We start from the raw sequence: 25560 nt of genomic DNA, 5'->3' as shown, positions 1-25560 counted from the left end.
TCCTGATCCACGATCTTAATCTAAGGACCAAGCGTGTCCGCCTCGATCAGGCTACCTCAGGGGGCATCTGCCCCGCATACCAGTCAGCGATCTGGCTGCCAGTCATGAAGCAAACGCCGGGCGTGCCCATAAGCAGCTCCAGCATCTCCTCAAAGTAGGAAAAGCGATGGGGCACCCCCATCAGGTGCGGATGCAGTCCGAGGGCCAACACGCGCGGCTGCCGCGTTGACTCGCGCTTAAATACGGCTAACGTACGTTGCAAGCGATGCAGGAATTCGCTCGAAGTGTGCTTTTCGATGGCGTAGATGATGGAGTCGTTCAGTTCCAGGTTATAGGGTACGGAGAGCAAAGGTCCGTGACGGGTACGCATCCAGTTCGGCAGATCATCGACCACCCAGTCGAATACATGGTCCACCCCAGCCTCGCGCAGCAACTCCGGCGTGTGTTCGCTTTCGCGTAGTCCGGGGCTCAGCCAGCCTCGCGGCCGCGTGCCGGTGAATGCTTCAATGCGGTCCAATGCCTCGTGGATAAGGGCGCTCTCGTCGGCTGACTGTTGAATGCTTTTCTGGTGGACGCCATGACCGATGAATTCCCAGCCTGCTTCCAGCATGGCCTGCGCTGCGCCGGGATAGGCCTCGATCACGCTGGCATTGAAGCTGGTGGATGCTGCGATGCCCCGGCATTGGATGGCCTCGATCAAACGCGGCAGTCCGCACCGCATGCCATAGTCCACCCAGCTGAAATTCGGAACATCCGGCAGCGTCGCCACGCCGTGCGGCGGAGTGATGATGGTCCTGGGCATGGGCTGCTCGAAGCGCCAGTGCTCCACATTGACGACAAGGTGCACGAGGATGCTACCCGCCGAGGGCGGCGCCAACTGTGGCCGTTCGCTCGCCATCAGGTATGGGATTCTAGGGTTCGCCATGGTTGGCTCATTCTCTCATCAGATTCTGTGAAGATGCGGGCGCAGCCCGCACCCGGATCAGGCCCCGTGGAATACCGGCGACCGCTTTGCGGCAAAGGCGCGCTGTCCCTCCGCATAGTCGCGGCTGGCAAAGCAGGTTTGCACGCTGTGGGCCATTTCGGCAAGTACTTCAGAGGAAGGCTGTAACGCCGTGGCCTGCCGAATTGCCAGCTTTGCGGCGCGCAAGGTCAGCGGCGCGTTCGACGCCACGCGTGCGACCAGTGTTTCGATTGCACGCTCGAAATCCTCGTCATTGAAGCACTCGTGCACCAGACCAATCCGCGCGGCCTCGGTACCGTCATAGTCGCGGGCGGTGAAGAACATCTCCGTGGCGTTGGCACTCCCTAGCAACGCGACGGCGCGGTGCATGCCGCGAAAGCCGTAGCCTAGGCCAAGCCGCGCTGCCGGCATGCGAAAGCGGCTTCCTCGAGCGGCGTAGCGTAGGTCGCAGGACAAGGCGAGCCCGATGCCACCGCCCAGGCAAAAACCCTGGATGGCCGCGATCACCGGATGCCGACACTGCTCGAGCGCCGCCTGTGCCCGCTCGACCAATGCGTCATAGGCGCGCACGGCATCCGCGCCGGATCGCAAGGCGGTGAACTCGGAGATGTCCGCGCCCGACACAAAGGCGCGGCGCCCCTCGCCCCGCAGCACGACCGCGCGAATATCGTCCCTGGCATCCAGCGCCTCAACGTGCGCGGCAAGCGCCTTCCACATCTCCATGGACATCGCGTTCAGCCTGGCCTCGTTCGCGATAGTGAGATAGGCAACTGTATCCAGAAGGTCCAGCCGAACCGCTCCGCTGCTCATCAGACCACCTCCTGTTCGCGCAGGGCGCGGACTTGCTCGCCGGAATAGCCAATCTCGCCAAGAATCTCCTCAGTGTGCTCGCCCCAGCCGGGCGCCGGCGCGACGACCTCGCCCGCGGTGCGCTCCAGCCGCACCGGTTGGGTCAGCACATGGCGCAGCGCCTGTTGCGCACCGCCTACCGCCTTGACTACGCCTAGGTGGCGTACCTGGGGATCGTCGAACATCTCGGGCACCGAGTACACCGGGCCGGCTGGCACGCCCGCCCGGTTCAGGATTTCGACCCAGTGGGCAACCGGCTGACTGCGGAACAGCGTCTGGATCTGTGCATTGAGCCTGGTGCGATTTTTGACGCGTAGCTTCTCGTTGGCAAATTCCGGATCGTCCAGCCAAGCCTCTTGCCCTACGGCGACGCAAAAGCGCCGCCAGTTGCCTTCGCCCGATGCACCAAGATTGAACCGGCCGTCAGCCGCCTCGAACAGGCCCATGGGGGAACTGGTGGGATGGTCATTGCCGGCTTGCTGCGGTACGTCGCCCTCGTTGAGGTATCGCGCTGCCTGGAAATCCATCATGGCGACCATGGTGTGAATAAGCGAGGTATGGACCCACTGGCCTTTGCCAGAGACTTCCCGCTCTAGCAGCGCGATAAAGATGCCGAGCGCCGCATACAGGCCCGCGCTAGAATCGGCTACCGCCAGCCCGGCGCGTACCGGCCCCTGTTCGGGGAAGCCAGTCACGGACATCAGTCCGCCCATGCCCTGCACAATCTGGTCAAAGCCAGGCCGCCATGCGTAGGGTCCGCTCTGCCCGAAGCCGGAGATGCTGGCCAGGATAATGCGAGGGTTGATCGCACTCAGGGATTCATAATCGAGACCGAGCCGCTGCTTCACATCCGGACGCCAGTTCTCGACCACCACGTCGGCGTCCTTCACCAGCCGCTTGAAGACCGCCAACCCCTCCGGCTTTTTCAGGTTGAGCGTCAGTGAGCGCTTGTTGCGATTAAGGTTCTGGAAGTCGCCGCCCAGGCGGTCGGCGGCAAACATGGCTTCGTTAGGGTCGACTCCGGGTGGCGGCTCCACCCGGATTACGTCGGCACCAAAATCGGCCAGCATCCGCACACAGGTGGGACCGGCGCGCACACGCGAAAGGTCGAGTACGCGGAAGCGGGACAGGGCGTGTGAGGCCATGATTCTTGGCATGGTGTCTCCTTTTGGTCAGGATTAAGGCTTGAGGGGTTCTGCAGCGACAGGAACGCCTTCGTTGCCAAAGCGCTCGCGTTCCACGCGATAGGCGAATGCAAGCAGGGTGATCTCGGCGCCGGGGCGCCCAACTGCCTGTACCGACACTGGCCGCCCTTGCTGGTCGCTGCCAAGCGGAAACACAAGTGCCGGCAAACCCAGATAGTTGATGAAGGGCATCAAGGCATAGAGTGCAGTCAGTGCCCGGCCGTCAAACGCCGCAGAGCCGGAGTGCACCTCGGCCCAATCCGGCACGCCTTGGGGGAGTGCTGGCAGCAGCAGGATGTCGGCATCTCCGAAGCCCGTTGCCATGACCTGCGCCAGATAGCGGGCGCGGCGGCGGATCGCCTCGCGGTACCAGACGGCGGGCAGCGCCATGCCCGGCAAGGCGACGGCGCGCACAAAGCGCCCCAGTACCTCGTCGCTGCGCAAGCGCGCTGCATGGACTTGCGCAGCTTCGGTATGCAAGACTACTTCGGCGCACCGATGCATGTCGCTCAGTCCCGGCAAGGCAGCTGGCTGGATGCCTGGCAACCGCGCAAGGAAAGTATCAATCACCGCATGCACATCGTCGCGCAACGGCACTTCTTCCAGGCCGTGCCGGATGCGAGCCGTCGGGCGCGACAGGAGAAACGCTTCGATGCCGCCGGCGTCGCCAGCGGCCGCGCGTAGGGCGGGGCACTGCCGGCTTGCCACCCCGGCTAGGGTGCCCGCGATGTCCGCGGCCGAGCGCGCCAGAATGCCGACCGTATCTAGCGAAGGGGCGAGCGGGAACACGCCCGTGGTCGCCAGCAGGCCTTGCGTCGGCTTGAGGCCCAGCACGCCGCACGTGGCAGCGGGAATGCGCACCGATCCGGCGGTATCGGTGCCGAGCGACGCATAGCACAGCCCTGCGGCTACCGCGACCGCCGAGCCGCTGGATGATCCGCCCACTGCAATGCCTGTCCCCAAGGGATTGACCGGTGTTTCAGCCCACGCGTTCTCGCCGGTGGCCCCGCAAGCGAATTCGGCCATCTGCAGCGCCGCGAGGTCGGCGGCACCGGCGGCCTTCAGTCGCATCAGAACCGGCGCCGTGCCCGATTTGGAAATCTCTGGCGTAATGACCGGCACGGGCCGGCCGCAGCCTGGCGCAACGCCTTCCCGGTAAAAGATGTCTTTGTGGGCGAGCCCGACGCCGGCCAGAAACTGATCCGGGTCGGATGGAGCTGCGACGCGTTTGCTCGATTTGCCACGAAGATTTGCCGGTGTCGACAGGTCGTGCAATGTGGCAACGCAGCGATATTGCACCCCGTAGGCGCGCATTGCGGCCGCTTGCGTCGCCAGCGCTTCGTCGACGCTGATCGCCGCGCGCGCCATCGCGCGTCGCAGGCCACCGATCGTGGCTGGAAGGCCGGTCATGCTGCCTCCTTCGTTGGTACGGTTGGCGCGGCCTTGCCACCTGCTTGGGCAGGCGTCGGCGTGACGGGAAAGGTGTCGGCCAGCCGCTTCAACGTCTTGCCTGTCATGGCTAGCTCCGCGCCGGATGCCTGTACACACTGCAAGGCCAGGAGGGCGGCCACTGCGGCGCCGTGCGGCTCGCTCAACGTTGGGGCAGCCATTTACTTGCCTCCGCGCACAAAGGTCAGTACCAGCAGTGTGGCGACTACCTCCAGCGCTGCAACAAAGTAAAGGCCGGACGCCAAAGACCCTGTGGACGCTTTGAGTGTGCCGATCAGGTATGGCGCCACGAAACCGGCGAGATTGCCGATCGAGTTAACCAGTGCAATGCCGCCCGCAGCCGCCGTTCCGGCGAGGAACGCCGCGGGCAGCGACCAAAACACCGGAAACGCGGCGAGGATGCCGATCGCGGCCAGTGACAGCGCGCACAGCGCGGCAATGGCATTGCCCAGCAGCATTCCGGTCAGAGACAGACCAACGCCCGCAGTGAGGGTAGCCAATGCGCAGTGCATTCGGCGCTCGCCGGTCTTGTCCGAGTGCATGCCGCTCCAGACCATTGCAACCGTGCCGACGATAAAGGGCAGCGATGAAAGCAGGCCGATATGCAGCTTGTCCGCAATGCCGAGTTCCTTGATGACCGACGGCGACCAGAAGGCAATGGTGGCATTGCCGCTGACGATGCAGAAGTAGATCGCCGCGCATAGCCAGACCCTCGCATTCGTGAACGCGGCCTTCAGCGACGTATGCTTGTGTCCGTCGCGGTTTTCGGCTTCCAACGCTGCGGTTACTGCGTTCTGCTCCGCCGGCGTCAGCCATTTTGCATTCACGGGCTTTTCCGGCAGGTAGAACAGCGTGGCAATGCCCGCCAGCACAGAGGGAGCTCCCTCAATGAGAAAGAGCCACTGCCAGCTTGCGAACTTTCCGACGCCCTCCATGCCGCTCATGATCAACCCTGCCAGCGGCCCGCCGATCACGCCCGCGAGGGCGAACGAGGTCATGAACAGGCCGTTGATCGAAGCGCGCCGCGCGGCTGGGAACCAGTAGGTCAGGTAGAGGATGACACCGGGGAAGAAGCCAGCCTCGAAGGCGCCAAGGAAGAAGCGCAGCGCATAGAACTGTGTTGGCGTCTGGACATAGACCATTGCCATCGAAGCGAGGCCCCACAGAATGGCAATGCGAGCCAGCGTACGCCTGGCGCCGATGCGCTCCAGCAACAAGTTACTGGGCACTTCGAACAGGAAGTAGCCCAGGAAGAAGATGCCGGCGCCCAAGCCGTAGACCGCCTCGCTGAACCTCAAGTCGTCCAGCATCTGCAGCTTGGCAAAGCCGACATTGACCCTGTCCAGCCACGCGAGCAAGAACAGAAGGGCCAGAAAGGGAATCAACCGCAGAGCGATCTTCCGGTATGTGGCTTCCATGGATATTTCCGGATGGACGGCTACCGGAGGAGCGGGATGCGGGAAAGCTGCCGAAGTCATGTTGTCTCCAAAGTTGTTTTTTAATCAACCGCGTGCCAGGCAGCATGAAGATCCAAACGTCATAATTACAATCTACTGCCTCATAAATATATTTATAGATCATAAGAAAACAATTTGCAATCAGGTTCCGGCCTAGGCCGCTCGACGTGGAGCAAGGCAGACCACCACCACAGTGGCTGATTAGGCACGTAGCGGGTGGGTATGATCAGCCCTTAGGGTGACCTCGGAGAGCCGGGCGAACGGTTGGCGGAGTCGAAGGGAAGTGCAAGTTAATGCTCGCGATGCACGGGCAAAGATTGGCCACCGCGAGCAAGGGGCAATGCCGAGGTGCCTGCGCCGAATGGCCAGTTGATTGTGCGGGGCTGCAGCCGCGCACTGGAGACCCTGGCACCGAGAATGCGTCAACCATGCCTCCCGCTCGTGGGAGAGAGGCCAGTTGTAGTCGGCAATGAACGAAAAAGACCAGCCGCAAGGACTGGTCTTTTGTGAGATGGGGCGCTAGATGTCGGGGCGGTGCGCGCTAGGCTAGCAACTCCTGCGGAAGTGCCGCCACAAACGAAGCGAAGCCTTGCATGCCGAGACCAGGACTAAGGTGCCTAACCATAGCAGCGTAGGCGGCAGCGGCATCCCGTGCGCATACCGCGCTGACGATGTCGCCGTGCTGGGCCCATGAGGCAGGCAGTTGGCCCACGGCGGCAAAAGCATGCTGTCGATAGGCGCCGGTGCGAGCGCGTATGCGCAGAATTTCCTCGCGCAGGAATGGGTTGCGGGATCCCGCATAGAGGATTTCATGAAAGGCCAGGTTGGCCTGGCGCCAGCCTTCGCGATCGTTACCGTGCACCACCTCGGTGGCGGCCTCGTGCACGGCCATGAGTTCCTGGCGCTCCTTCTCGGTCATGCGCTCGCATGCAAGGCGCGCGCACAATCCTTCCATTTCGGCAAGCAATTCCCACAGCGCCAGCAGTTGCTGCAGGCTCATCTTTGTCACGGACATGCCGCCCCGCGGATGACTGGTCAGTAGCCCTTGCGCCTGCAGTTGCAGCATGGCTTCTCGCAGCGGAGTGCGCGAGACCTTGTATCGGCGCATCAGCTCCGCCTCATCAATCGGAGTACCCGGCAGCTGTGCACCCGTACGGATGCTATCTTCAATGGCTTGCCTTATGCGTTCCGCAACCTTCAAGTCGTTGTCCTCACTCGTGCTATCGTCTGGAAAATATTCTTCAGTCGGCAAAATATATCAAAGCCCTCTGCCGAGGTGCACAAAGGACTTATCGAAGTCCATCAACGCAGCTCGCCGATCGCCAGATCGACTAGGCTTCGAACATCCGCCAGACCTTCTAGGTTCGTCAACGTATCTAAGAGGTCATCGCGCCGGCCGGGTGCGAATTGCACCGGCGCGGAGTCAAGGCAGGCGTGAAACTTGGCAACCTGGCCGGCTAGCGAAAATGGTCTGTCGGGATGACCGAGCAGGGTGGGAAGAGCGATGGACAAGGTGCGGCCGTCCGTCAGCATGACCTCTACCGATTGTGGGCCGAGGGCATTCTCGCCGGCGTTGTCATCGACCAGGACCTCTACGCGCTGCGCGAGCGCAAGGCGGTCTGGGCTTTCCAGGGCCGGCGGATCGAAATCGCTTAGGCTTACCGCACCGGTCTGGAGCGCGGCGGCAACGGTGTAGGGCAGGCAGAGCTTGGCATAGCCAACGTCCATGCCGGCGAGCGCGGGCCGGCCAACGAGACGCTGCACCAGCGGAGGTACACGCACGTGGACGCGCTCGACATCCCTGGCGCCAAAGCCTTGCTCCTCCCTCAGCAACAGTACGCCCTCGATGCCGCCGTGACAGGCTCGCCCTGTCGGGAACGGCTTGTGACTCATGCGCGCAATCTGGAAGACTTCGCCCAGGTTCCGGCTTTCCGCGTGCCAGTTTGCTTGCCCGTCAAACAAGGCAAAGTAGCCATATGGACCTTCCAATATGTCCTTTGGACCGACAAAGCCTGCGGCGGCCAGTTCGAATGCCGTCATGGCAGCTCGGGCATTCAGCCCAACTTGCAGAGCCACAGTGGGGGTGCCCTCGATATGCGCCTGCATGGTGCCGGACAGATGGCTGTACATGATGCCCAGCGCATTGTGCAGCGTTGTCCGATCGAGCCCGGCCAGCTTGCCTAGTGCGGCGGTGGCACCAAGTGCCCCGCACATGGCCGGCCGGAAGAATCGCATGGGTGCACCTTGCGCCATGCCAACGAAGGCGGCGACATCAACACCTACGGCCAACGCAGCAATCAAGTCTCGCCCCGTTGCGCCCCCTTTGCGTTCGGCAAGCGCGAGCAAGGCCGGCAGGATACTCGCCAGCGTATGCACGACGGCACGATCGTGCACGCAATCGAACTCCTGGTTGTGGACCTGGTAGGCATTGACCATCACCGCCGATGGTGCGGGCAGCCACTCGCCCGTCCCCAGCACGCGGGCATGCCGCTCCCCTCCCCATCCCAACGCCACGCCCTTGACCATCGCGTTGCATGGGTGGCGCGCGCCGGAAATGCCAACGGCAACACTATCCAGAATGAAAGTCTTCGCGGCGGCCACGGCTTCGGCTGGCAAGTCCTCATACCCGACGGAGAAGACATGCTCGATCAACGCGTCGATTGCGCTTGTGCTTTTCCTCGCCCTGCCTCGCTCCATAGTCCAGTCCCCTTGATGACCGTCCGCTCTCAGCCGCTCTGATGCTACAAGTAGTGTAGTATAAAAATACTTTCATTATTCATAAATATTTTTTCTGAAGTGAATAATGAGACACAAATTAATCGGCAATCCCAGAGGAGCCGACACGCGTTTCCGTGGTCGTAGGCTGAAACCCCACGATGAGAGCGAAAAAACTGAGCGGGCGGCGGCGATCCGCTGGATCCAAGCGGCGATGGCCGACTTGGGCTGCGCATGGAGGAGCTGACAGCAGCAGGGTGCCTCGATCCGCAGCCCCCTCCGGCACCCGCGCCAGCGCCGGTGTGCTACCGGAACGCTACGGGGCAGAGTTGGGACCGGCAGGGCGGCATGCACGACTGGCTGCGGCGGGGGGTCAATGCGCGGCATAGAACGGAGTTGTCCAAGTCGGGTAGCGCTGCCAGGAAGTTGGCCCATTGGCAAGTACAGGGGGCTACGCTCATATTTGGCAAGCCTCCATAGCTTCGCGGTAGGGCCGGCCCGCGAACAGCTTTTCAGCCGCCTCCGGTACCCAAACTGCCGGGGCTTGGGCTTTCTTATGGTTCAAATGAGTATAAAAGGGCAGAATTCCCTCTTTGAAGGCATGCGGCTCCATGAAACGGAAACTAGGATTTCGCCATATCGAGACGGTCCACGCGATCGTGCTGACGGGGTCGGTGACAGGGGCGGCAGCGCGCCTGCATCTCACACAGCCGGCGATCAGCAACATCTTGCGGGACGCCGAAGAGCGCCTTGGCTTTGTGCTATTTGAGAGGCGCGGCGGACGTTTGTTACCGACACCCAGCGCAGATCAGTTGTTTGAGGAAATCGAGCGTTCCTTTATCGGGCTGGACTCAATTAATGCGTGCTGCGAACGCATTCAACGCAACCAGCTAAGGCATCTGTCGGTTGCCTGCACCCCAGCCTTTGCTGCCGCCGTATTCCCGAGGCTGGCAGCCGCTTATATGCACCGCTCCGCGGATGTATTCCTGTCAGTCCATTCTAGGGACGCGCATCATGTCGCCGCCTTGATTAGTTCCCGAAAGGCCGACATTGGCTTCGCACTTGAGGTGCCGCCGGTGCCTGGCGTGGAGAGCGCGGTGATCGCCGAATTACCGATACTTTGCTACCTGCCGCCCGGCCACCCGCTTGCACGACAGGATGAAGTTACCCCGGAGCAATTGCTCGGCGAGCCGATGATTTCCCTATCGAGTATCGAGGGTATCGAGGAACTGGTGGGGGCCGCGTTTGGAGACTGCGGGGCTACTCCGGTGTCGGTGGCGGAATGCCCGGCTGCCATCGCGGCCTGCGGCATGGTGGCGGGAGGGATTGGATTTACCCTGTTTGATTGTCTGCCCCGCACAAATCTATGATCCCGCTCGCCTGAGCGTGAGGCGGTTCGCGGCGTCGCGCCGGTTGACGTACCGGGCATACTGGCCAAAATCCAAAACAGCGGATTTCGATCCCCAGCCGCTGGTCACGCTGGCGCGCGACATCATGGCAGAGATGGCGGCCAAGGACTTCTAGCGGAAGCGCGCCAGTCCATAGGGGGCAGGGTCTAATGGGGCGGGGCCGCCGGTAATGAGGTGTGTGATTAGCCGCCCGGTCATGGGCGCTCCTGTCAATCCGGTATGACCGTGACCGCTCGCAATGTAAAGTCCCGGGTGATTGGGTGCCTCGTCGATGATTGGCACGCTGTCTGGCGAAGAGGGACGAAGCCCAAACCATGTGCTGGCGCCGCTGGTAGCAATGCCTGGGAATAGACTCTGAGCAGTAGCGAGGATCGCATCCGCCCGCCTTTCGTCGGGCGGATGCCTCAGGCCTGCGATTTCTACGGTGCCTGCAAAACGCAGGCCGCCGTCCATCGGGGTCACAGCAACGGCCTTGTCCTTGTAAATGAAGGGACAGGGAACCGTGACGCCGGGATCGGGGAGTTGCACATGGTAGCCGCGCTCCGCTTCGAGAGGCAGGCGGATACCGAGCGGTCGCAACAGCTCTCCGGAAAAGGCGCCGGCGGCCACGACCACGCGCTCCGCACGGTCGTCACCAAGATTACTCCACAGCCGGAATCCGGTGCCATCCGCTTGCAGCTTCACAATACGCCGCTGCAGGATGCGCCCCCCTCTCGCTCGAACTGGGCGGCCAGCGCGCCAGTCAGGCGCTGCGGATCTACGGTGTGCGCGTGCTTGGGGAAGCATATGCCGCCGCGCACGTGGCCAGCCAGGCTCGGCATCATCTCCCGGAACCGTGCCTCGCTTAGACTTTCGTACTTAACGTCCTGCTGCCGGCGCAATTCATCCACAAGCCGGTCGGCCCGAGATCGGCCCTTGCTGGCAGACCACAGATGCAGTTGCCCGCCGGGCCTGATCAGTTCGTCACAGCCGTTCTTACCTAGTAACTCGCGATAGGCCTCTAAGGCCGGCGCGTGCAGAGCACGTAGTGCGCGTGACGCCTGAATCACGCGTTTGCCAGGTGCGGTGGATGGGTCCTGGCCATGCCGGATGTCAAAAGTCGAATTCAGAACATGGTTGCTGGCGCGCAGCCATGCAAACAGCCATGGCGCGGCTCGTATCCCTGTTCGCTTAACCCGGCATTGCCGAATGACGCACCGCCCCCGGGGGCGAGCGTATCGTAGATGGCATTCGAATTCACGAGGCGTTCGGGAGCCGATAATCCCAGCGGTCCTCTTGTAATCCTCATCGGTCTCTGTACCGGGCTGTGGCTGCGGCGCGCAGGCTGCAAGGGAATACTGGGCTCCCATCGTCCAATCCGTGGGCTTCAAAGGCGACTGAGACTGCGAGGGAAACGACCACCAACCGCTTCTGTTGCTGAGTGACCTCCGCCGGTGTCGAACCGGCCAGGGGCTCGTATCCAATCGATGCTGCTCTACAAACACGCCGAGCCCATCGACGGCCGAACCGATTTGATTGCCGACCAAGTTGGTCACCATCGCCGGGCCTCCCTGGAACGGCACGATGGAGATGTGCCGCGTTGCGCTGCGGACAATGCGTCCAAGCTGGCCAATGACCGGGTCCCGCAGCGGCCGAACTGTCTGGAATGCGGGTTCCGGTGCTCCCGCATTCCACCACTGTCCTCCAACTCCGGGGACATCACGGCGGCGGCGGGGCGGGGGGCACGGTCACTGAGCTGTGTCGCCTCGCTTCTTGAATGCCGCCACCACCCTTTCGTTCAGGCCTAACCGGTAGAGTGTCGCGCCCACTTGGATCAACAAGGCCCGCTCTTTCCCCGCGATCGCTGGATCGGCCAACAGCACCGCCAAGCCGGCAATTGCGTCGTCGACCTCCAATTCCGTCGCGTCATCCAGGGCGAGGCGCTCGAAATCTCGTATCACGTCATCTGGGTCCATCGTGGCTCCATGTGGCTTCGTGCGCCAGTTTAGCCGACGAGGTGGTCGGAGCGATCCGCTGAATTCAGGCCCAGATGGCGGACCGGCGGGCTGCGTCGATTCGCCGCCAACACCTCCTGCAGTCTGCTACCGCAACGGCGAGGGGGCTGAGTTGGGACGGACAAGGCGAGATCTGTCTGGCTGCGGCGGGCGGTCAATGCGGGGCAGAACGTGTAGTTTTCCGGGGCGAGAGCAGGAGGATAGGGCCCGGGTGTTGCGAGGTCAGGGCCGCATCTTTATCTTTCGGGAGCAGGGCTGGCAGATATCACATCCACCTGACACAGCTCGTGGCGAGCGCCGAGCGTGGACCTGGATGCGGCGGTGCGAATTGGGATGAATGCGAGCAAATATCCGCTGCAGACGCTCGACTCCTGACTGTCCGGACTATCATCACGTTTGCTGGTCCCTGGCCGCCTTTGCCCCGAGGCCGGACACGGCCTGAAAAATTGCCATCATTACGTATGCTCATGAGTTCCCTCCCTGAAGCGCTGAACAATTTGACCGTAGACGATCTGAAATCGCTGATGCGCTGGCTTCCGGAGGCGTCACGCATCGGAAAGAAGGGTGTGCTGGTTGAAGAGGTCCTGCGGAACCTTGCCGGCGACAGGCTGTGCGCGCTGTGGGAAGGCCTGGACGAGACCCAACGTCTGGCGGTGGCAGAGGCCACGTATGCCGAGGATGGCTGCTTTAACGCCATGCGGTTCCGAGCGAAGTATGGGCGTTTGCCGAACTTTTTTGTCCGCGACGAGCAGCGCCGACACCAACACTCTGGGCCGCCCACGGCGTTGTGCCTGTTTCTGTACTATCAGAACGGATGGCGCTGCGTGCCTGCCGATCTGAAGGAGCGGCTCATGGCATTCGTGCCGGCGCCCGAGCCTGTCCGGCTGGACACGACCGCTACGCTTCCCGACATGCACGGTGAAAGCCCGTTGACGGTGCGGCTGTGCGAGCGCGATGCCCTGGCGGATCTACCGGTGCTGCTGCGCCTGGTGGATCAGGGAAAGATTCAGGTCAGCGAGAAGACATCGCTGCCGGGCACGGCGACGCTGCGTTTGTTGTGCGGGCAACTGTCCGGTAGCGACTACTACGCCTACCACGCGCCGAATCCCACCGATCAGGAGATTGGTCCGATCAAGGCATTCTCTTGGCCGATACTGCTTCAGGCAGCCGGACTTGTACAATGCAACGCCAGCAAGCTGGCGCTGAGCAAGGCAGGACTGAAAGCCCTGACGGCGCCCACGGCTGACGTGCTTGGCACAATCTGGCGAAAATGGCTGAAGGCGACGCTGCTGGATGAATTCAGCCGCATCGATGTCATCAAGGGGCAAAAGGCCAAGGGCGGTGCGATGGCTGCCGTGGCGCCGCGCCGCGCGGCGATCACCGAATTGCTGCAGCGTTGCCCGCCCGGCGAGTGGGTCAGCATCGACGCGTTTTCCCGCTTCATGGTGGCAACCGGGCGTACTTTCGACGTGGCCCGCGACCCTTGGAGTCTTTACATCTGCGAGCCGGATTACGGCAGCCTGGGACACAGTGGCTACCATGACTGGGACATCCTGCAGTTGCGCTACATACTCTGCTTCCTGCTCGAGTATGCGGCGCCACTTGGCATCATCGACGTCGCATACACCGAACCGGCGGGGGCTCGGCCTAATTTTCGCGACATGTGGGGAACGGATGAACTCCAGTTCCTCAGCCGCTACGATGGGCTGGCCTATTTTCGCGTGACCTCGTTGGGCGCCTATTGCCTTGGCGCCAGCGCCCATTACACGCCGGCGCCGGTTCGGTCCAGCGTTAGGCTGTCTATCATGCCCGGCATGCAGATCAAGGTCATCGGGGACGGTCTTTCGGCGGAAGAATCCCTGGTTCTGGACATGTGGGCGACAGAAGAGGTGGACATGCTCTGGCGGCTTGACCTTCAGAAGGCCATCGTAGCGGTCGAGAGGGGGCATGACATCGCTGAACTTCGCGAATTCCTGCAGGCCCGGGACGACCAGCCGCTGCCAGATACGGTGGAATCCTTCATCAAGAGCACCGGCAAGCAGGGCAAGGCGCTGAAAGTCGCGGGGACCACGCTGCTGATTGATTGCCATGACGCGCAAATGGCAGCCATGCTGGCCACTCGCAAGGAGACCGCCCGTCTGTGCCTGCGCGCCGGTGATAGGCATGTGGTCGTGCGGCTCGAGGATGAAGAGAAATTTCGGACACATATTCGCGCGTTGGGCTATGGGATGATGGCCTGAGGTTTGCACAGGTCGGCTGTGCCATGCCAGGGGTGGCCGCCGGCGGTGAGGGCTAATGGAATAGTTCAAGTTTCGTCATTCCCCGGAACATACCGGGTCACCGACTATCGACCGCGGGCACACCTGCATGACTTATATTTAACATAATGCGGTGCTCGGCAGGCACAACAACAAGGCGCAACCGGGGGCGCGCCGGTAGCAGACGGTAATGGTGAATCCCTGAAGCGGGTCGCGCATGGCAGCGCAGCGAGGGGGTGGTATCGTACGCGTTTGGTCGCTGCGTCGGTGGTACGCAGGTGCAACGACAGAGTATTGAGAGGGGACATCAGCCGCCATGGTGGATTCGGCTTATCCGCAGTTCTTTCGTCCGCTGACGCTGAAGAGGCGCCGGCTGATCGCGGCTTGCATCCGCGCATTCTATGCGCGGCTTTATGGTTCCCATGCCGACTACCGTTCCATCCTCGGGCGCGAGGACTTGCGTGACCTGTTTGTTCAGACCATGCAGTCTGCCACGCTGCCGGCCGACCCTGCCGGGGAAGATGGCGAAGATGGATTCACCGCCGGTGACCTTGCCGACGACCAGAAGCTGGCAAGCGCCATCGTGCGCCTTCTAGTCGCGGATGGCTGGCTCGAAACCGCCGAGGATCGCGTCAGACTGGTTACCGCCTATCGCTTCACCCGCGCCGGCAAGATCTTCGCTCAGGCGCTGACGCTGGCCGACCGCCCACGCGAACGGACCCGTCAGCGCAACATGCGCTCCTGCAAGAATGCACTGAGCGCCTTCATCGAGCGCCGCGACGTGGAAGACCTGCTCGACGCCTACGAGTATGCTGATCGGGTCATCGCCGACCTCTCCGAGGACATCGAACTCTTCTATGACCTGGCCCGCAAGATATTGCTCGATGCGCATGTGCAGGGAAATTGGGATGGGTTCATTGAGTTCGTAGAGCGACGTTTTCGTGATGAGTTCTCGCCCCGGCTGGTCTATGACAATGCCGAGCGCCACCGGCTGGACATCGGGGCACTGATCGAACGTCTTAACGAGTTGAGCGCGGCCGAGATGCAGGCCATTGACGATGACCTGGCCAACCACGCGGCGTGGGCCGCGCAGTCCGCGCCGGACGGGGCTATCTTGAGATGGATGCTTGATCGGATCGACGAGATGGTGACTGCGGCCTGTCGGACGAAGCAGCCGGAATTGTTCCGGGCCATGGAAAGCTATGTCCGCCGCCATGTGGTCTTGTTGTCGCAGAGCCTGTTCATGGGGGCATCGGGCAGCGGGGCGGCATTGTCCGCCCTGATCCGCCGGCTGGGGGAGATGCCAGAGCGGGAGCAGGGCGCGTGGCTGGAGCGGCAGGGGGCCGCGCTCGCACCGGTAAGCGTGGCACTATACGATCCCGCCGCGGTACAGCCGAGAAAGGCCGGCGAGCGTAACCGGGCACAGGCCGTGAGCATTGTTCCGGAGATCACGCAGGAAGAGCGTTTGCGTCAGTTCGTACGGCAAGCGGAAGAGCGGGCCTTCTCCCTGTCGCATCACGACGTCGTGGATTACCTGCTCGGTTCCATGCGTGGCACGGGTGCGCTGCGCCTGTCCGAGTTGCCGGTCGACGATGCCATCCAGGCGTTGTCGTTGTTGCGGGCCGTCGAGGCGGCACGGGACCATGAGGGACTGGACGTGGAGCGGCTAGACGCCGAGCCGCTGGACAATGCCATCATGTCGGGCACCGACTATGCAATCAGGAGGCGACACATCGGCCATGGATGAAATTACGATTGGCCAACTGGTGGAAGCGGAACTGAAGGCGGCGGGCGTCAGGCCGGAGGCGTTCCGGCAGATTCTCGGCCGCCTGTTCGGGCTGTCCATCCTGCATCGGGAGGACAGCGCCATCGAGCGTCAGCTCTACGACGACGCTGTGCGTATCGAGGGCCTGCTCAATGCGTACTTCGACGTGGGCGGGTTCCGGCTGCTGCACGAGCGGCATCAGAGTTATTTTCGGCTTTACCCGCCGGGGGCGCGCGTGCCTGGACTGCCCGCCGAGGACGATGCTATCGCGGTGGACGCCGTGCGGGCGAAGCTCTCCGCCGATTTCGTGGCATGCTGCCTGGTGCTGCGCTTGCTGTACAACGAAAGCCTGCGGCAAGGCTCGATCAACGAGCGCAACGAGGCGCTCGTCACCGTGGAATACCTGAATGCCACGCTGACCGCGCAGGCGCGCCGCTCACTGCCGGCCAAGACTGCACGGGAGAAGCTCTTCGCCGACCTGAAGCGTGCCCGCCTGATCGACTACCGGGCCGATTCCGAGGTGGAAGATGCCGACGCTCTGGTGGCCATTCGTGGAACGATCCTGCAGTTCGTGACGGATTCCGCCATCGATGCCCTGCTGGTCGAAACACGGACGCCCGTGTCGGCCGTCACGTCGCCGGAGCCTGACGATGAAGCTTGAGAAGCTCATCCTGGTCAACTGGGGTTTCGTGGTGTCCCGGGAATACCCCTTTGGTCACACCACCTTGCTGTCGGGTTCGACCGGCGTTGGGAAGTCCTCTTTCCAGGACGCGATCCAGCTGGTCATGACCGGAGGCAAGCAGCACATCAACGTTTTCAACTCCGCGCAGGACGAGAGCGGCGCCTCGCGCGCCGGCGGCAAGGTGAGGCGGACGCTGGCGTCGTATGCGGTAGGCATGCGCGACAATCTCTGCGTCCGGCCGTATGGGTCACATACCTATGTCGTCGCAGTCTTTGCGCCCGATGACGGGGAGTCCGCCGAGCCATTCACCGCCGTGGTGGCCGTGGAAGCCGCCGTGTCCGGTACGCGCGAACAAGGTCGAAGCGTCGACGTGGCGCGCAAGCTCTACTTTGTGCTGCCCGGCAGCCGCGCGATGGAGGCGGATTTCATCGAGTCGCGCAAGGGCAATTCGATTACGGCGGTAAAGGTCGAGGATATCTACCATCGGCTGCGCCAGCGCTATCCGCGCGTCCTGCCGTTCGAGAACAGCATCGAAGACTATCTGTGCAAGCTCTATGCCGAGTTTCGCGGTGGCGGCAAGACGCTGGTCGGGCCGCGTGAGGCCGAAGCAGCGGCACGTGCTTTCGTCCAGTCCATTGCCCGCAAGACCGTCGGCTCGGTGGACGAGCTGATTCGGGAGCAAGTGCTGGCCGAGCCTGATTTCTCCGATCAGATCGGGCATATCGCTTCGCTCATGCAAAACGTGCAGCGTCTGCGCAAGATCGCCACCGAATTACTGGCATGCCGGGAGCGGCTGGGCGTGCTGAAGGCACACGCGGATGCGTTCCTTGCTGCGTTCGAAGAGGCCATGGAGGCCGAACTGGGCGAAGCGCTGCGCCGGCAGCAGGATGTCGAGGAGGAAATCCAAAGACTGGAGGCCTGCCGGCGCCGCGCCTTGGCCGATGTCGAAAAGCAGCAGGCGCTTGCCGACCGGCATGCACAGGCGCTAAAGCGCGCCACGGAGTTGCACGGCACTGCCAAGGGGCGGCTCAATGGCAATCCGGTGGCGCAGGATCGTGAGCGGCTCAGCCGCGAGATGGCCGCCGCCACCGATGATCGATCCCGAATCGCGCTGGACGTCCTGGCCGCCCTGACGGGCTTGCGCGGCGTGCTGGACGAACTGGCTGCCCTGGCTAAACTGCCTGCAGGGCCGGCCTGCGCCTACGCAGCCCATGTAGAACGGCTGGTTGTCGAGGCCGCGGCGATCGATGCCGCCGACGGCCACGCCGCCGCGCGTGAACTGGCGGCGATGCTGACAGGCGCGCAGATCGACCCGGCGAGCCTGCGGCGCGACCGGTTTGCCAGGCTGGATGCCGCCCTGGCCCCTGTTGCGCAGCAGCTGCACGGTGCCGACGGCCTGTATGGGGCAGTAGTACAGGAGCAGACGCGAGAGTCAGATCGCGCGGCCGCCCTGCAAGGGGAAATCGATGACCTGAAGCGGCGTCGGCAAGGGCTGGAAGATGGCCACTTTGACTTGCCGGCGCATGTGGAGGCCGCGGTCCGATATCTCGAAGCCCAGATGCCGGGCGCCCGTCCCAGGGTGCTTTGCAACCTCGTCCAGCCGCGGGAGGGCTCACGTTGGCAAAACGCCATCGAAGGGCTTTTGGGCGGCAACCGCTTCGTGATCCTGGTGGACGCGCAGTACGAGGGGAGCGCCATCCGGGCGCTGCGGCATGAGATGCCAGCGACTAGGCAAGGGCGAGAGGCTTCCGTGGTACAGGGCGAACTGGCCAAGCGGCGGGCGGAAAATCAGGCGCTGTCGCCCGATGCCGTGCTGCAGGAGCTGGTGATCGCTGATGAGACTGCGCGCGCTTATCTGATTGCAAGCTACGGGCGTTATGTCAAGGTAGCGGATGCGCAGGCGCTGCGCGGCGCGCCACAGGCACTGACCGTGGACGGCATGGCCAGCGGCGGGTTCAAGATGTTTTCGTCATGGGTGGAGGACGGCGAACTTGCCTTCGGTGCAGAGGCTCGGCGCAAGCGCGTGGTGAGGCTTTCCCGTGAGATCGACGAAAAGACGCGGGAAAGGGACGCACATCGCGCAAGCGCCACGGAGTTGGCTGCATGGGGTGCCCGTCTGCTCGGCCTGAAGCTTGTGCCTGTCGCACCAATGCTGGACAAGCTGGGTGAGACGCAGCGTGAATTGAGCAGTCTCGCGGCGCAGCTCGCCAGCCTGGATGACGCCGATCTTATCGTGCTGGAACGCCGCGTGGCGCGTGCAGAGCAGCTATTGGGCGGCCACCACCGCTTATCCAATACCGCATCGCGCTTAGCGGGCGAAGCGGAGGGGCAAGCGCGTGGCTTTGAGGCGAACATCGCTGACGCCGAGGCTAAGCTTGCTGGGTGCCAGGACGGCGTGAGACAGGTCAACGCTCGCGTGGCTGAACTGATCCGGCTCAATCCGCATTTTGACCCCATCCGGCTGGATCAGCGCGCCCGGGATGCAGCCAGGGAGCAGACTTCCGCGTCCTTCGATGGACGGCGGCGCCAGCAGGCCGGCCTCTACCGCCAGGAGCGCGAGGCATTCGAGCGGAAGCTGGAGGCACACAACCTATTGTCTTCCTCGTTCGATGAGCGGGTCGACTTTCAGCCTTGCCAGTCGACCCAGGAGGAGTACGAGTGGCATGCCTATGGCGGCGTGCCCGCCGCCCGGCGGCAGATCTCGGCCATGCTCGAACGGCTCGACCAAGTGCGCATTCTCAATAACACCAGCGAGCTTCGCGGCGCCGAGAAGAACTTCAACAATACCTTCAGTACGCATTTTGCGCTGGCCGTACGCACCGCGGTGGAGCAGGGCATCGATCCGCTCAAGCGGCTCAATGAAAAACTCAAACGCCTGGCATTCGGCGAAGACCGTTTCGAGATCGAATATGGGCAGATGGTCAAGGAGTACAAGAAGTACTTCGACCTGTTCCAGGAACTGAACCGGCTGGCCGAGACGCAAACGCCGGTGGATCTGTTCTCGGCGGCCGAAGGCGTGCTGTCTGCCGACAGCGTCGTGGCGCTGGACGACATCAAGCTGCTATTGCTCGACACCAACCGCGACCACGCGTTGCGACGACTGAAGGACATAGCGGACTACCGCAACTATCGGCAGTATGACATCCGCAAGTATTCGGAAGATGGACGCGAGGCGTCCTTGGCGAGAATGGCGACGTTCTCGGGCGGCGAGCTAATGACGCCGGCCTATCTCGTACGGGCCGCGGTGCTGGCCCAGGCATTTCGCCAGTTCGAGAAGACGCCGAGCCTGAAGCTCATGATGATTGACGAAGCCTTCGACAAGATGGACGAGGGCCGCACCGCTGCCGTGATGCGCTATCTCAATGAGAACCTTGGCCTGCAACTGGTGGTTGCCATGCCGTCCCGCGCATCAGGCCCCCTGCTCGAGTTATTCAGTTTCGAGCATCGTTTTTCCCTGATGAAGGTTGAGGGTCTGGCAGGGGAACTTGATAAAATTACAGAGGTGGACAGCTCCCTGTTGAAGGCCGACCGGCTGCATGCCCTCTGGACTGAACGCCGGGAGGCTGTGCGGCGTGAAGCGGCATGGCAGTTCGACTTGCAGGAGGCACGCAAGCAGTTGCTCTCGGACATGGGGACATGAGCGTCGACGGCATTCCGGGGAGCCGGCCGGCTGCCCTCACCGCGTTGCTGAATGCACTGGTGGACCGCATCGAGGCGAAGCCGTTTGCCGAGAGGCGCCGCGATATCAGCTTCCCGTTGAGTGCCGGGACGTGGCCGGACTTTTTCGCGATCGCCCTGCACGGGGAACGTATGTTCGTGTGGCGCGCCCTCGAAGCGCTGCAGACGCAGCCCGGGTTGGCGCTGGTGCTAGACCAGCGTCGCGGCCAGCGGGATCTTGATATCTGGGAGCGTTCACCGAAGCTCGTCATTGCTGCGCAAGCGGAAGCGTTTCTTCGCGATGAGACGGGGCGCCAGCCCAGTGCCTTGGTCGCCTGGATGGCTCAGTGGCGGCAGGCTGTGCCGGCGCGCTTCAGCAACGCGGCGTTGTGCGAGCGGCTGCTGTCTCGTCCGATCCTCATCCTGCCACGTTCACCTGAGCAGGTACTGGAGCGTCTCGCGGGCATTCCGGCGCTTGTGGGCGAGAGCCTCATGCTCCATGAGGTGGCAAGTCGGCAGTTCTGGGGCTTGTCTAAAATTCTCAACGGCCAGCAGGAAGCCATTGCTCTGTTGCTTGACACGGATGTCTGCCCCTTTTCGGACAAGCCGGTACAACTTCTGGTAGCCGCCCGTACAGCCGATCCTGCCGCCCCGATTCTGTTTGTGGAAAACGCTGCAACATTTGAAGCGATGGCGGCAGGGAGGCTGAGTGCCGCCGAAGGCTTTGTCCTGATATACGCATCCGGATACAAGGCGAGCGCGAGGCGGCTGCGCCAGCAGGGTGGCAGCTCGGTTTATTTTGCCCCGGGCGTGTTTGAGCGGAATGCGGCATTGGGGCTTAGCGTTCTTGCATGGCTGCATGGGACCGACGTCACGCGCCCTGTTCATTTCTGGGGCGACCTGGATTTTGCTGGGATGGCTATTCTCAAGGAGTTGCGTGTGGTATTCCCAGGCGCGCAAGCGTGGAAGGCTGGCTACGAGGCGCTGCTCGCACGCCTGCTCGCCGAGGAGTCCCACGCGCCGGATGAAGCAAGGAAGTCGGGGCAGACCGATCCTGGCCTCACCGGTTGCCGTTATGCGGATGAAGTGCTGCTCCCAGCGCTACGTAGGCTGGGCCGATTTGTCGACCAGGAAAGTCTGTAGCATCTTGACTAATCCCCACGCCAGACACCTACGTGAAAGCCTGCCTTGAAACGCTGGCTCTGCCGCGCACGTCGATACGGCCCGATAACGTTGTGCTTATCGAGTCGTCAGCCAAACTGTCAATGATTGGTTGCGACAGATCCGGGCGTAGACTGGTCGTCGCAGATTGTTCACGAGAGGAGGACGGCCACGCTTGCGGCATTGATCAGGGCACTGCATAGCGCCAAGTGGCACTTCTGACACGGCTGCCCCTATCCGGCGTTGCATCGATTGGAAAGCCTGAGGTGGGATCTGACGCTGAGGCCAGCCCCGAAGAAGCCAAACTCCTCGGCAAACTGGAGGAGTTCATCGTCTACCTGGACAACAACCGGCACTTCATCGTGAATAACGGTAACCGCCATAGGCATGGGGAGCCCACTGCATCGGGGTGCGTCGAGTCGGCCGTCAACCAGGTAGTCAGCAAGTGGTTCGTCAAACGCCAACATGCCGCTTAGTCAGCCCTCGTTTTGGCGCGGTCTCCTGATCTGATTCGGTGCCGATCGGCTCGGTCTCAGAGGAAGAGGATAGCTGATTGTACGAAACTTGCAGATGTACGCGGAACGCGTACATTATGTGCAGCTTGAAGCACTTAACATGCGATATTTGCCGCTTGTCCACGTAACGCGTACACTGCATGGAAATCGTACAGCAAGCGTATGCAGAACCCTTATCACAGCGAATTGGAGAGACTTCTTCTGGAAGACGCCGCTCTGGCGTTTGAGCAGACCACCGGCATGCGGGCCGTGTCCGAGGGACCAGTTTCCTCGGGCCCACGCTCGCTGTTGGGCGGACTGATGCACTTTGATCTCGGGCACGGCCGTACATTCACGATGCCGGTCGAAGTGAAAGCCCGCATTGATAGGTTTGCTACCGTTGCTAGGCTCAAGGAAGCTCAGGAGGAACTCGGAGAGCAACTGCTGTTGGTCACGGACTATCTTTCGCCCGAGATGGCCGAAAGCTTGCGAGACAACCAGCTTTCATTCCTCGACACTGCAGGAAATGTCTCGCTGAACCGGCCGGAGGCTTTGCTCTACATCGCCGGCCGTCGCAATCGCGAGCGTAAAAAAACTGCCTTGCCTAGGCGCACCGGCAGCCCCAAACAGCTTGAGGTGCTATACGCACTCATCACGAATCCCACACTCGTGAGTGCGCCGTATCGAGCTATTGCCTCAGTTGCCCAGGTGGCAATCAGCACTGTCAACGTAGCGATTGACGACTTCCTTGAACGCCAACTACTCATCGTGGGCGCAAACGGCAAGCGCCAGTTTGGAGATTGGGATCGCGTGGTAGAAGAGTGGGTGTCTCTCTATCCCATCAAACTAAGGCCAAAACTGGCTTGCCGGCGCTATTCCGCGGATAGATCAGACTGGTGGCAATCCAGCGATATCTCAAAGCACGGTGCAGTTTTCAGTGCCGAAGTCGCAGCGGCAAAGTTGACCCATCATTTGCGACCTCAGCGTGTCATGCTGTACGCTGCCTCAACGTCGCCCAAGCAGTTGATCCTCGAGGCACGTCTGCGCGCTGATCCACAAGGTGAAATCGAGATCGTCCAGGCATTCTGGCCCACGCTTTCTCCGCAGCCGATGGGCGTGCCAGCGGACGTGGCACACCCTATTCTCGTTTATGCGGATCTACTTGATTCCCGCGAATCTCGCAACGTGGACCTAGCCCGAAAAATCAAAGAGGACTATCTTGGCCATCGCCCATACACTCCGACTTGATCGGCCAATTGATGCCACCACAATATCTTTACTCCGCGAAGTGGACCAGATCGCGAGGGCCATGGGAATTGAGTATTTTGTGGGCGGGGCCATGGCGAGGATTGTCATCCTCGAGCACATCTTTGGTGCTCCGCCTGGCCGCGCAACCCTAGACGTGGATATTGGCATCTGTGTTGCTGATTGGGCCTTGCATAACGCATTTAAGCAGAGTCTGACGGCAACTGGACGCTTTCATACAATTCCTAAGAACCCACATAAGCTGATCTATCGTTCTGCCCCTGCGGAGGCAATGCAGCTTGATATCATCCCTTTTGGTAACGTCGAAAATCCTGCGGCCAGCATAGCGTGGCCACCGGATATGGATACGGTCATGAATGTCGCGGGCTTTCGCGAAGCCTCTCAGGCTGCTGTTCCCGTCCAGGTCGACGCTGATCTACTTGTTCCATTTGCGTCGCTTCCCGCAATGGCGATTCTCAAGTTGCTCGCTTGGAGAGATCGTCATCATGAGAGCAAGCGTGATGCAACAGATCTCCTGATTCTTCTGAGCAGCTACGCCGGTGCTGGCAATGAGGATCGACTCTACGGCCAGGAAAGCGGGCTCATGGAGCAGTATGGCTTCGATATCGATCTCGCCGCTGCTGCGCTGCTGGCGAAGGACAGTAGCGCGATTGCGTCGGCAGAGGCGCGTACGCAGATCTGTGAGGTCTTTGACGACGAGGTCAAATACCAATTGCTCTTGGAGCATATGGCCTTCGGTGATCGATTCGCTTTGCGTGATGGCGAATCGGACCCTATGCGGGTTCAAGCACGATTGAATACTTTCCGAGAAATGTTCATCCCACCTATGTAGACGAAGCAAGACTGATCGAATCTGAAGATGTGCGACAACCGGCAGGAGCGCAATAGTGGAGACCGCGCCAAATCGGAGTAGAGGGGACGGGCAGGGCGAGATGCCCGATTGGCTGCGGCGGGCGGTCAATGCGGGGCAGAGCGTCTACTGCGTCGGATAAGGAGAGTGCGCCAAAACAATGGGATGGACGCCCCCAACCAAACGGCATCGATGTGCCACAGTGGAGTTGCATATCACCACTTCACGGAAGGGAGCATCCATCATGAAGGCTACTACCATCGGCATCGATCTGGCGAAGAACGTCTTCCAGGTTCATGGTGTTTCTGAGAACGGCAAGATCGTCTTGAGAAGACAACTCAAACGCCATCAGGTGGCAATATTCTTCGCGAACCTTGCGCCCGCCCTTGTTGGCATGGAAGCGTGCGGCAGTGCACATTACTGGGCCAGGAGGCTACAAGGCATGGGGCACACGGTCCGCCTAATGGCACCGCAGTTCGTCAAGCCCTATGTCAAGACCAACAAGCACGATGCCGCCGACGCAGAGGCGATTTGTGAAGCGGTAACCCGTCCCAACATGCGCTTTGTACCGATCAAGAATGTCGAGCAGCAGGCGATGTTGGCCTTGCATCGGGCTCGCCAGAGATTTGTGAGCGCTCGCACCGCGCAGGCCAATCAGATCCGTGGCCTGCTCAGCGAGTATGGATTCGTCCTACCTCAAGGAATCGCCTGCATTGCGGAAAAGGTCCCCGACATCATTGAGGACGGCTCGAACGAGCTACCGGGGACGTTCCGGCAGCTCATACAGCGCTTGATGGCACATCTCAAAGCGCTTCACCAACAGGTATCAGAAATCGATGCAGAGATCAGGGCGTGGCACAGGCAGAGCGACCTATCCTGCAAGCTCGAGAAGATACCAGGTGTCGGCCCCGTGACAGCCACTGCGCTGGTGGCAACTATAGGGGACGCGAAGCACTTCAAGAACGGCCGAGAGTTGGCCGCTTGGCTAGGCCTGGTGCCAAGGCAACACTCAAGCGGTGGAAAGCAAAATCTGCTTGGAATCAGCAAGCGTGGCGACTCCTACTTGCGGACGTTGTTGATTCACTGTGCGCGCTCAGCAATCTTCGCGTCACGACGCAAGGGTATGGAGCAAGGTTGGGTCCACGACGTGGCGCGTCGGCGCAATAGCAACATAGCCGCTGTCGCGCTGGCCAACAAGATCGCTCGAACTGTGTGGGCATTATGGAGGCATGACAGGCAGTACCGACCTGCCTACACTCCTGCGGCTGCAGCAGCGTAGGCAGTTCTCTCATTTAAGGCGTGAAGCGGTATCAGTAGGAGAAGCAGACCACAGATTGCTCAGGCAATCATGAAATGATGGCAACAGCCCCCAAGCACTTCTGAGTGCGGCAAAGCGAGAGGGATCT

General features: G+C 61.7%; 17 protein-coding genes and 3 pseudogenes. 11 read left to right on the top strand and 9 right to left on the bottom strand.

The annotated features are described in order from the left end of the window. Nucleotides 1–46: 46 nt before the first annotated feature. The 7 genes from IPF36_RS15185 to IPF36_RS15155 all read right to left on the bottom strand — a co-directional run bounded on the left by IPF36_RS15185 (nucleotide 47) and on the right by IPF36_RS15155 (nucleotide 8555). On the bottom strand, nucleotides 47–925 hold the full coding sequence (locus tag IPF36_RS15185) for a polysaccharide deacetylase family protein (protein WP_195428544.1): 879 nt from the start codon (nucleotides 923–925) through the stop codon (nucleotides 47–49). 57 nt (nucleotides 926–982) lie between these two features. Next, entirely contained in the window at nucleotides 983–1774 is a 792-nt protein-coding gene (locus IPF36_RS15180) for an enoyl-CoA hydratase (protein ID WP_133098389.1), read from the bottom strand. Then, nucleotides 1774–2970: a CaiB/BaiF CoA-transferase family protein gene (locus IPF36_RS15175; protein ID WP_195428542.1), complete on the bottom strand. Its 1197-nt coding sequence runs from the start codon at nucleotides 2968–2970 to the stop codon at nucleotides 1774–1776. Before IPF36_RS15175 ends, IPF36_RS15180 begins: the two co-directional genes overlap by 1 nt. 21 nt (nucleotides 2971–2991) lie before the next feature. After that, the gene (locus tag IPF36_RS15170) at nucleotides 2992–4407 is read right to left on the bottom strand and encodes an amidase (protein ID WP_195428540.1); all 1416 of its coding nucleotides are present in this window, start codon (nucleotides 4405–4407) and stop codon (nucleotides 2992–2994) included. 200 nt (nucleotides 4408–4607) lie between these two features. Continuing rightward, the gene (locus IPF36_RS15165) at nucleotides 4608–5864 is read right to left on the bottom strand and encodes an MFS transporter (protein ID WP_133098386.1); all 1257 of its coding nucleotides are present in this window, start codon (nucleotides 5862–5864) and stop codon (nucleotides 4608–4610) included. A gap of 580 nt (nucleotides 5865–6444) precedes the next feature. Beyond that, entirely contained in the window at nucleotides 6445–7104 is a 660-nt protein-coding gene (locus IPF36_RS15160; protein ID WP_133098385.1) for a GntR family transcriptional regulator, read from the bottom strand. A 101-nt stretch (nucleotides 7105–7205) separates the two neighbouring features. Further along, nucleotides 7206–8555 carry an MmgE/PrpD family protein gene (locus tag IPF36_RS15155; RefSeq protein WP_255519777.1) on the bottom strand — a complete coding sequence of 450 codons (1350 nt, stop codon included), beginning with the start codon at nucleotides 8553–8555 and terminating at the stop codon, nucleotides 7206–7208. 674 nt (nucleotides 8556–9229) lie between these two features. Between IPF36_RS15155 and IPF36_RS15150 the strand changes: the two genes are divergently transcribed. After that, complete coding sequence (locus IPF36_RS15150; protein WP_195428535.1) at nucleotides 9230–9988, top strand: LysR substrate-binding domain-containing protein; 759 nt, start codon at nucleotides 9230–9232, stop codon at nucleotides 9986–9988. 150 nt (nucleotides 9989–10138) lie between these two features. Here the strand turns inward: IPF36_RS15150 and IPF36_RS34670 are convergent. Continuing rightward, nucleotides 10139–11376: pseudogene (locus IPF36_RS34670) on the bottom strand (NAD(P)/FAD-dependent oxidoreductase). Nucleotides 11377–11754: 378 nt separating this feature from the next. Then, nucleotides 11755–11982 carry a hypothetical protein gene (locus IPF36_RS15135; RefSeq protein ID WP_022538141.1) on the bottom strand — a complete coding sequence of 76 codons (228 nt, stop codon included), beginning with the start codon at nucleotides 11980–11982 and terminating at the stop codon, nucleotides 11755–11757. Nucleotides 11983–12488: 506 nt separating this feature from the next. On the opposite strand from IPF36_RS15135, the gene IPF36_RS15130 reads away from it, so the two are divergent. From IPF36_RS15130 to IPF36_RS15090, 10 genes and pseudogenes are all read left to right on the top strand, one after another. After that, nucleotides 12489–14261: a hypothetical protein gene (locus tag IPF36_RS15130; protein WP_255519776.1), complete on the top strand. Its 1773-nt coding sequence runs from the start codon at nucleotides 12489–12491 to the stop codon at nucleotides 14259–14261. A gap of 334 nt (nucleotides 14262–14595) precedes the next feature. Next, nucleotides 14596–16026 (top strand): Wadjet anti-phage system protein JetA family protein, encoded by a 1431-nt coding sequence (locus IPF36_RS15125; RefSeq protein ID WP_133098379.1) that lies wholly within the window; start codon nucleotides 14596–14598, stop codon nucleotides 16024–16026. After that, nucleotides 16019–16705: a DUF4194 domain-containing protein gene (locus IPF36_RS15120; RefSeq protein ID WP_133098378.1), complete on the top strand. Its 687-nt coding sequence runs from the start codon at nucleotides 16019–16021 to the stop codon at nucleotides 16703–16705. The genes IPF36_RS15125 and IPF36_RS15120 overlap by 8 nt, the downstream gene beginning before the upstream one ends. Then, nucleotides 16695–20366: an ATP-binding protein gene (locus IPF36_RS15115; RefSeq protein ID WP_195428526.1), complete on the top strand. Its 3672-nt coding sequence runs from the start codon at nucleotides 16695–16697 to the stop codon at nucleotides 20364–20366. The genes IPF36_RS15120 and IPF36_RS15115 overlap by 11 nt, the downstream gene beginning before the upstream one ends. Beyond that, nucleotides 20363–21526 (top strand): Wadjet anti-phage system protein JetD domain-containing protein, encoded by a 1164-nt coding sequence (locus IPF36_RS15110; protein ID WP_195428524.1) that lies wholly within the window; start codon nucleotides 20363–20365, stop codon nucleotides 21524–21526. Before IPF36_RS15115 ends, IPF36_RS15110 begins: the two co-directional genes overlap by 4 nt. A 174-nt stretch (nucleotides 21527–21700) precedes the next feature. Beyond that, nucleotides 21701–22008: pseudogene (locus tag IPF36_RS15105) on the top strand (ISKra4 family transposase); the annotation flags it as partial. A gap of 213 nt (nucleotides 22009–22221) precedes the next feature. Next, nucleotides 22222–23286: a type IV toxin-antitoxin system AbiEi family antitoxin gene (locus IPF36_RS15100; protein WP_133098374.1), complete on the top strand. Its 1065-nt coding sequence runs from the start codon at nucleotides 22222–22224 to the stop codon at nucleotides 23284–23286. Beyond that, complete coding sequence (locus IPF36_RS15095) at nucleotides 23258–24136, top strand: nucleotidyl transferase AbiEii/AbiGii toxin family protein (RefSeq protein ID WP_195428520.1); 879 nt, start codon at nucleotides 23258–23260, stop codon at nucleotides 24134–24136. The genes IPF36_RS15100 and IPF36_RS15095 overlap by 29 nt, the downstream gene beginning before the upstream one ends. 85 nt (nucleotides 24137–24221) lie before the next feature. Beyond that, nucleotides 24222–24296: pseudogene (locus IPF36_RS34665) on the top strand (H-NS histone family protein); the annotation flags it as partial. A 102-nt stretch (nucleotides 24297–24398) separates the two neighbouring features. After that, nucleotides 24399–25433: an IS110 family transposase gene (locus IPF36_RS15090; protein ID WP_195428511.1), complete on the top strand. Its 1035-nt coding sequence runs from the start codon at nucleotides 24399–24401 to the stop codon at nucleotides 25431–25433. The last annotated feature ends 127 nt before the right edge of the window (nucleotides 25434–25560 follow it).

The organism is Cupriavidus sp. IK-TO18 (genome assembly GCF_015549295.1).
Lineage (GTDB): Bacteria > Pseudomonadota > Gammaproteobacteria > Burkholderiales > Burkholderiaceae > Cupriavidus > Cupriavidus oxalaticus_A.
The sequence above is the reverse complement of the archived record's forward strand: the minus strand, read 5'-3'. Positions and strand labels throughout refer to the sequence as shown.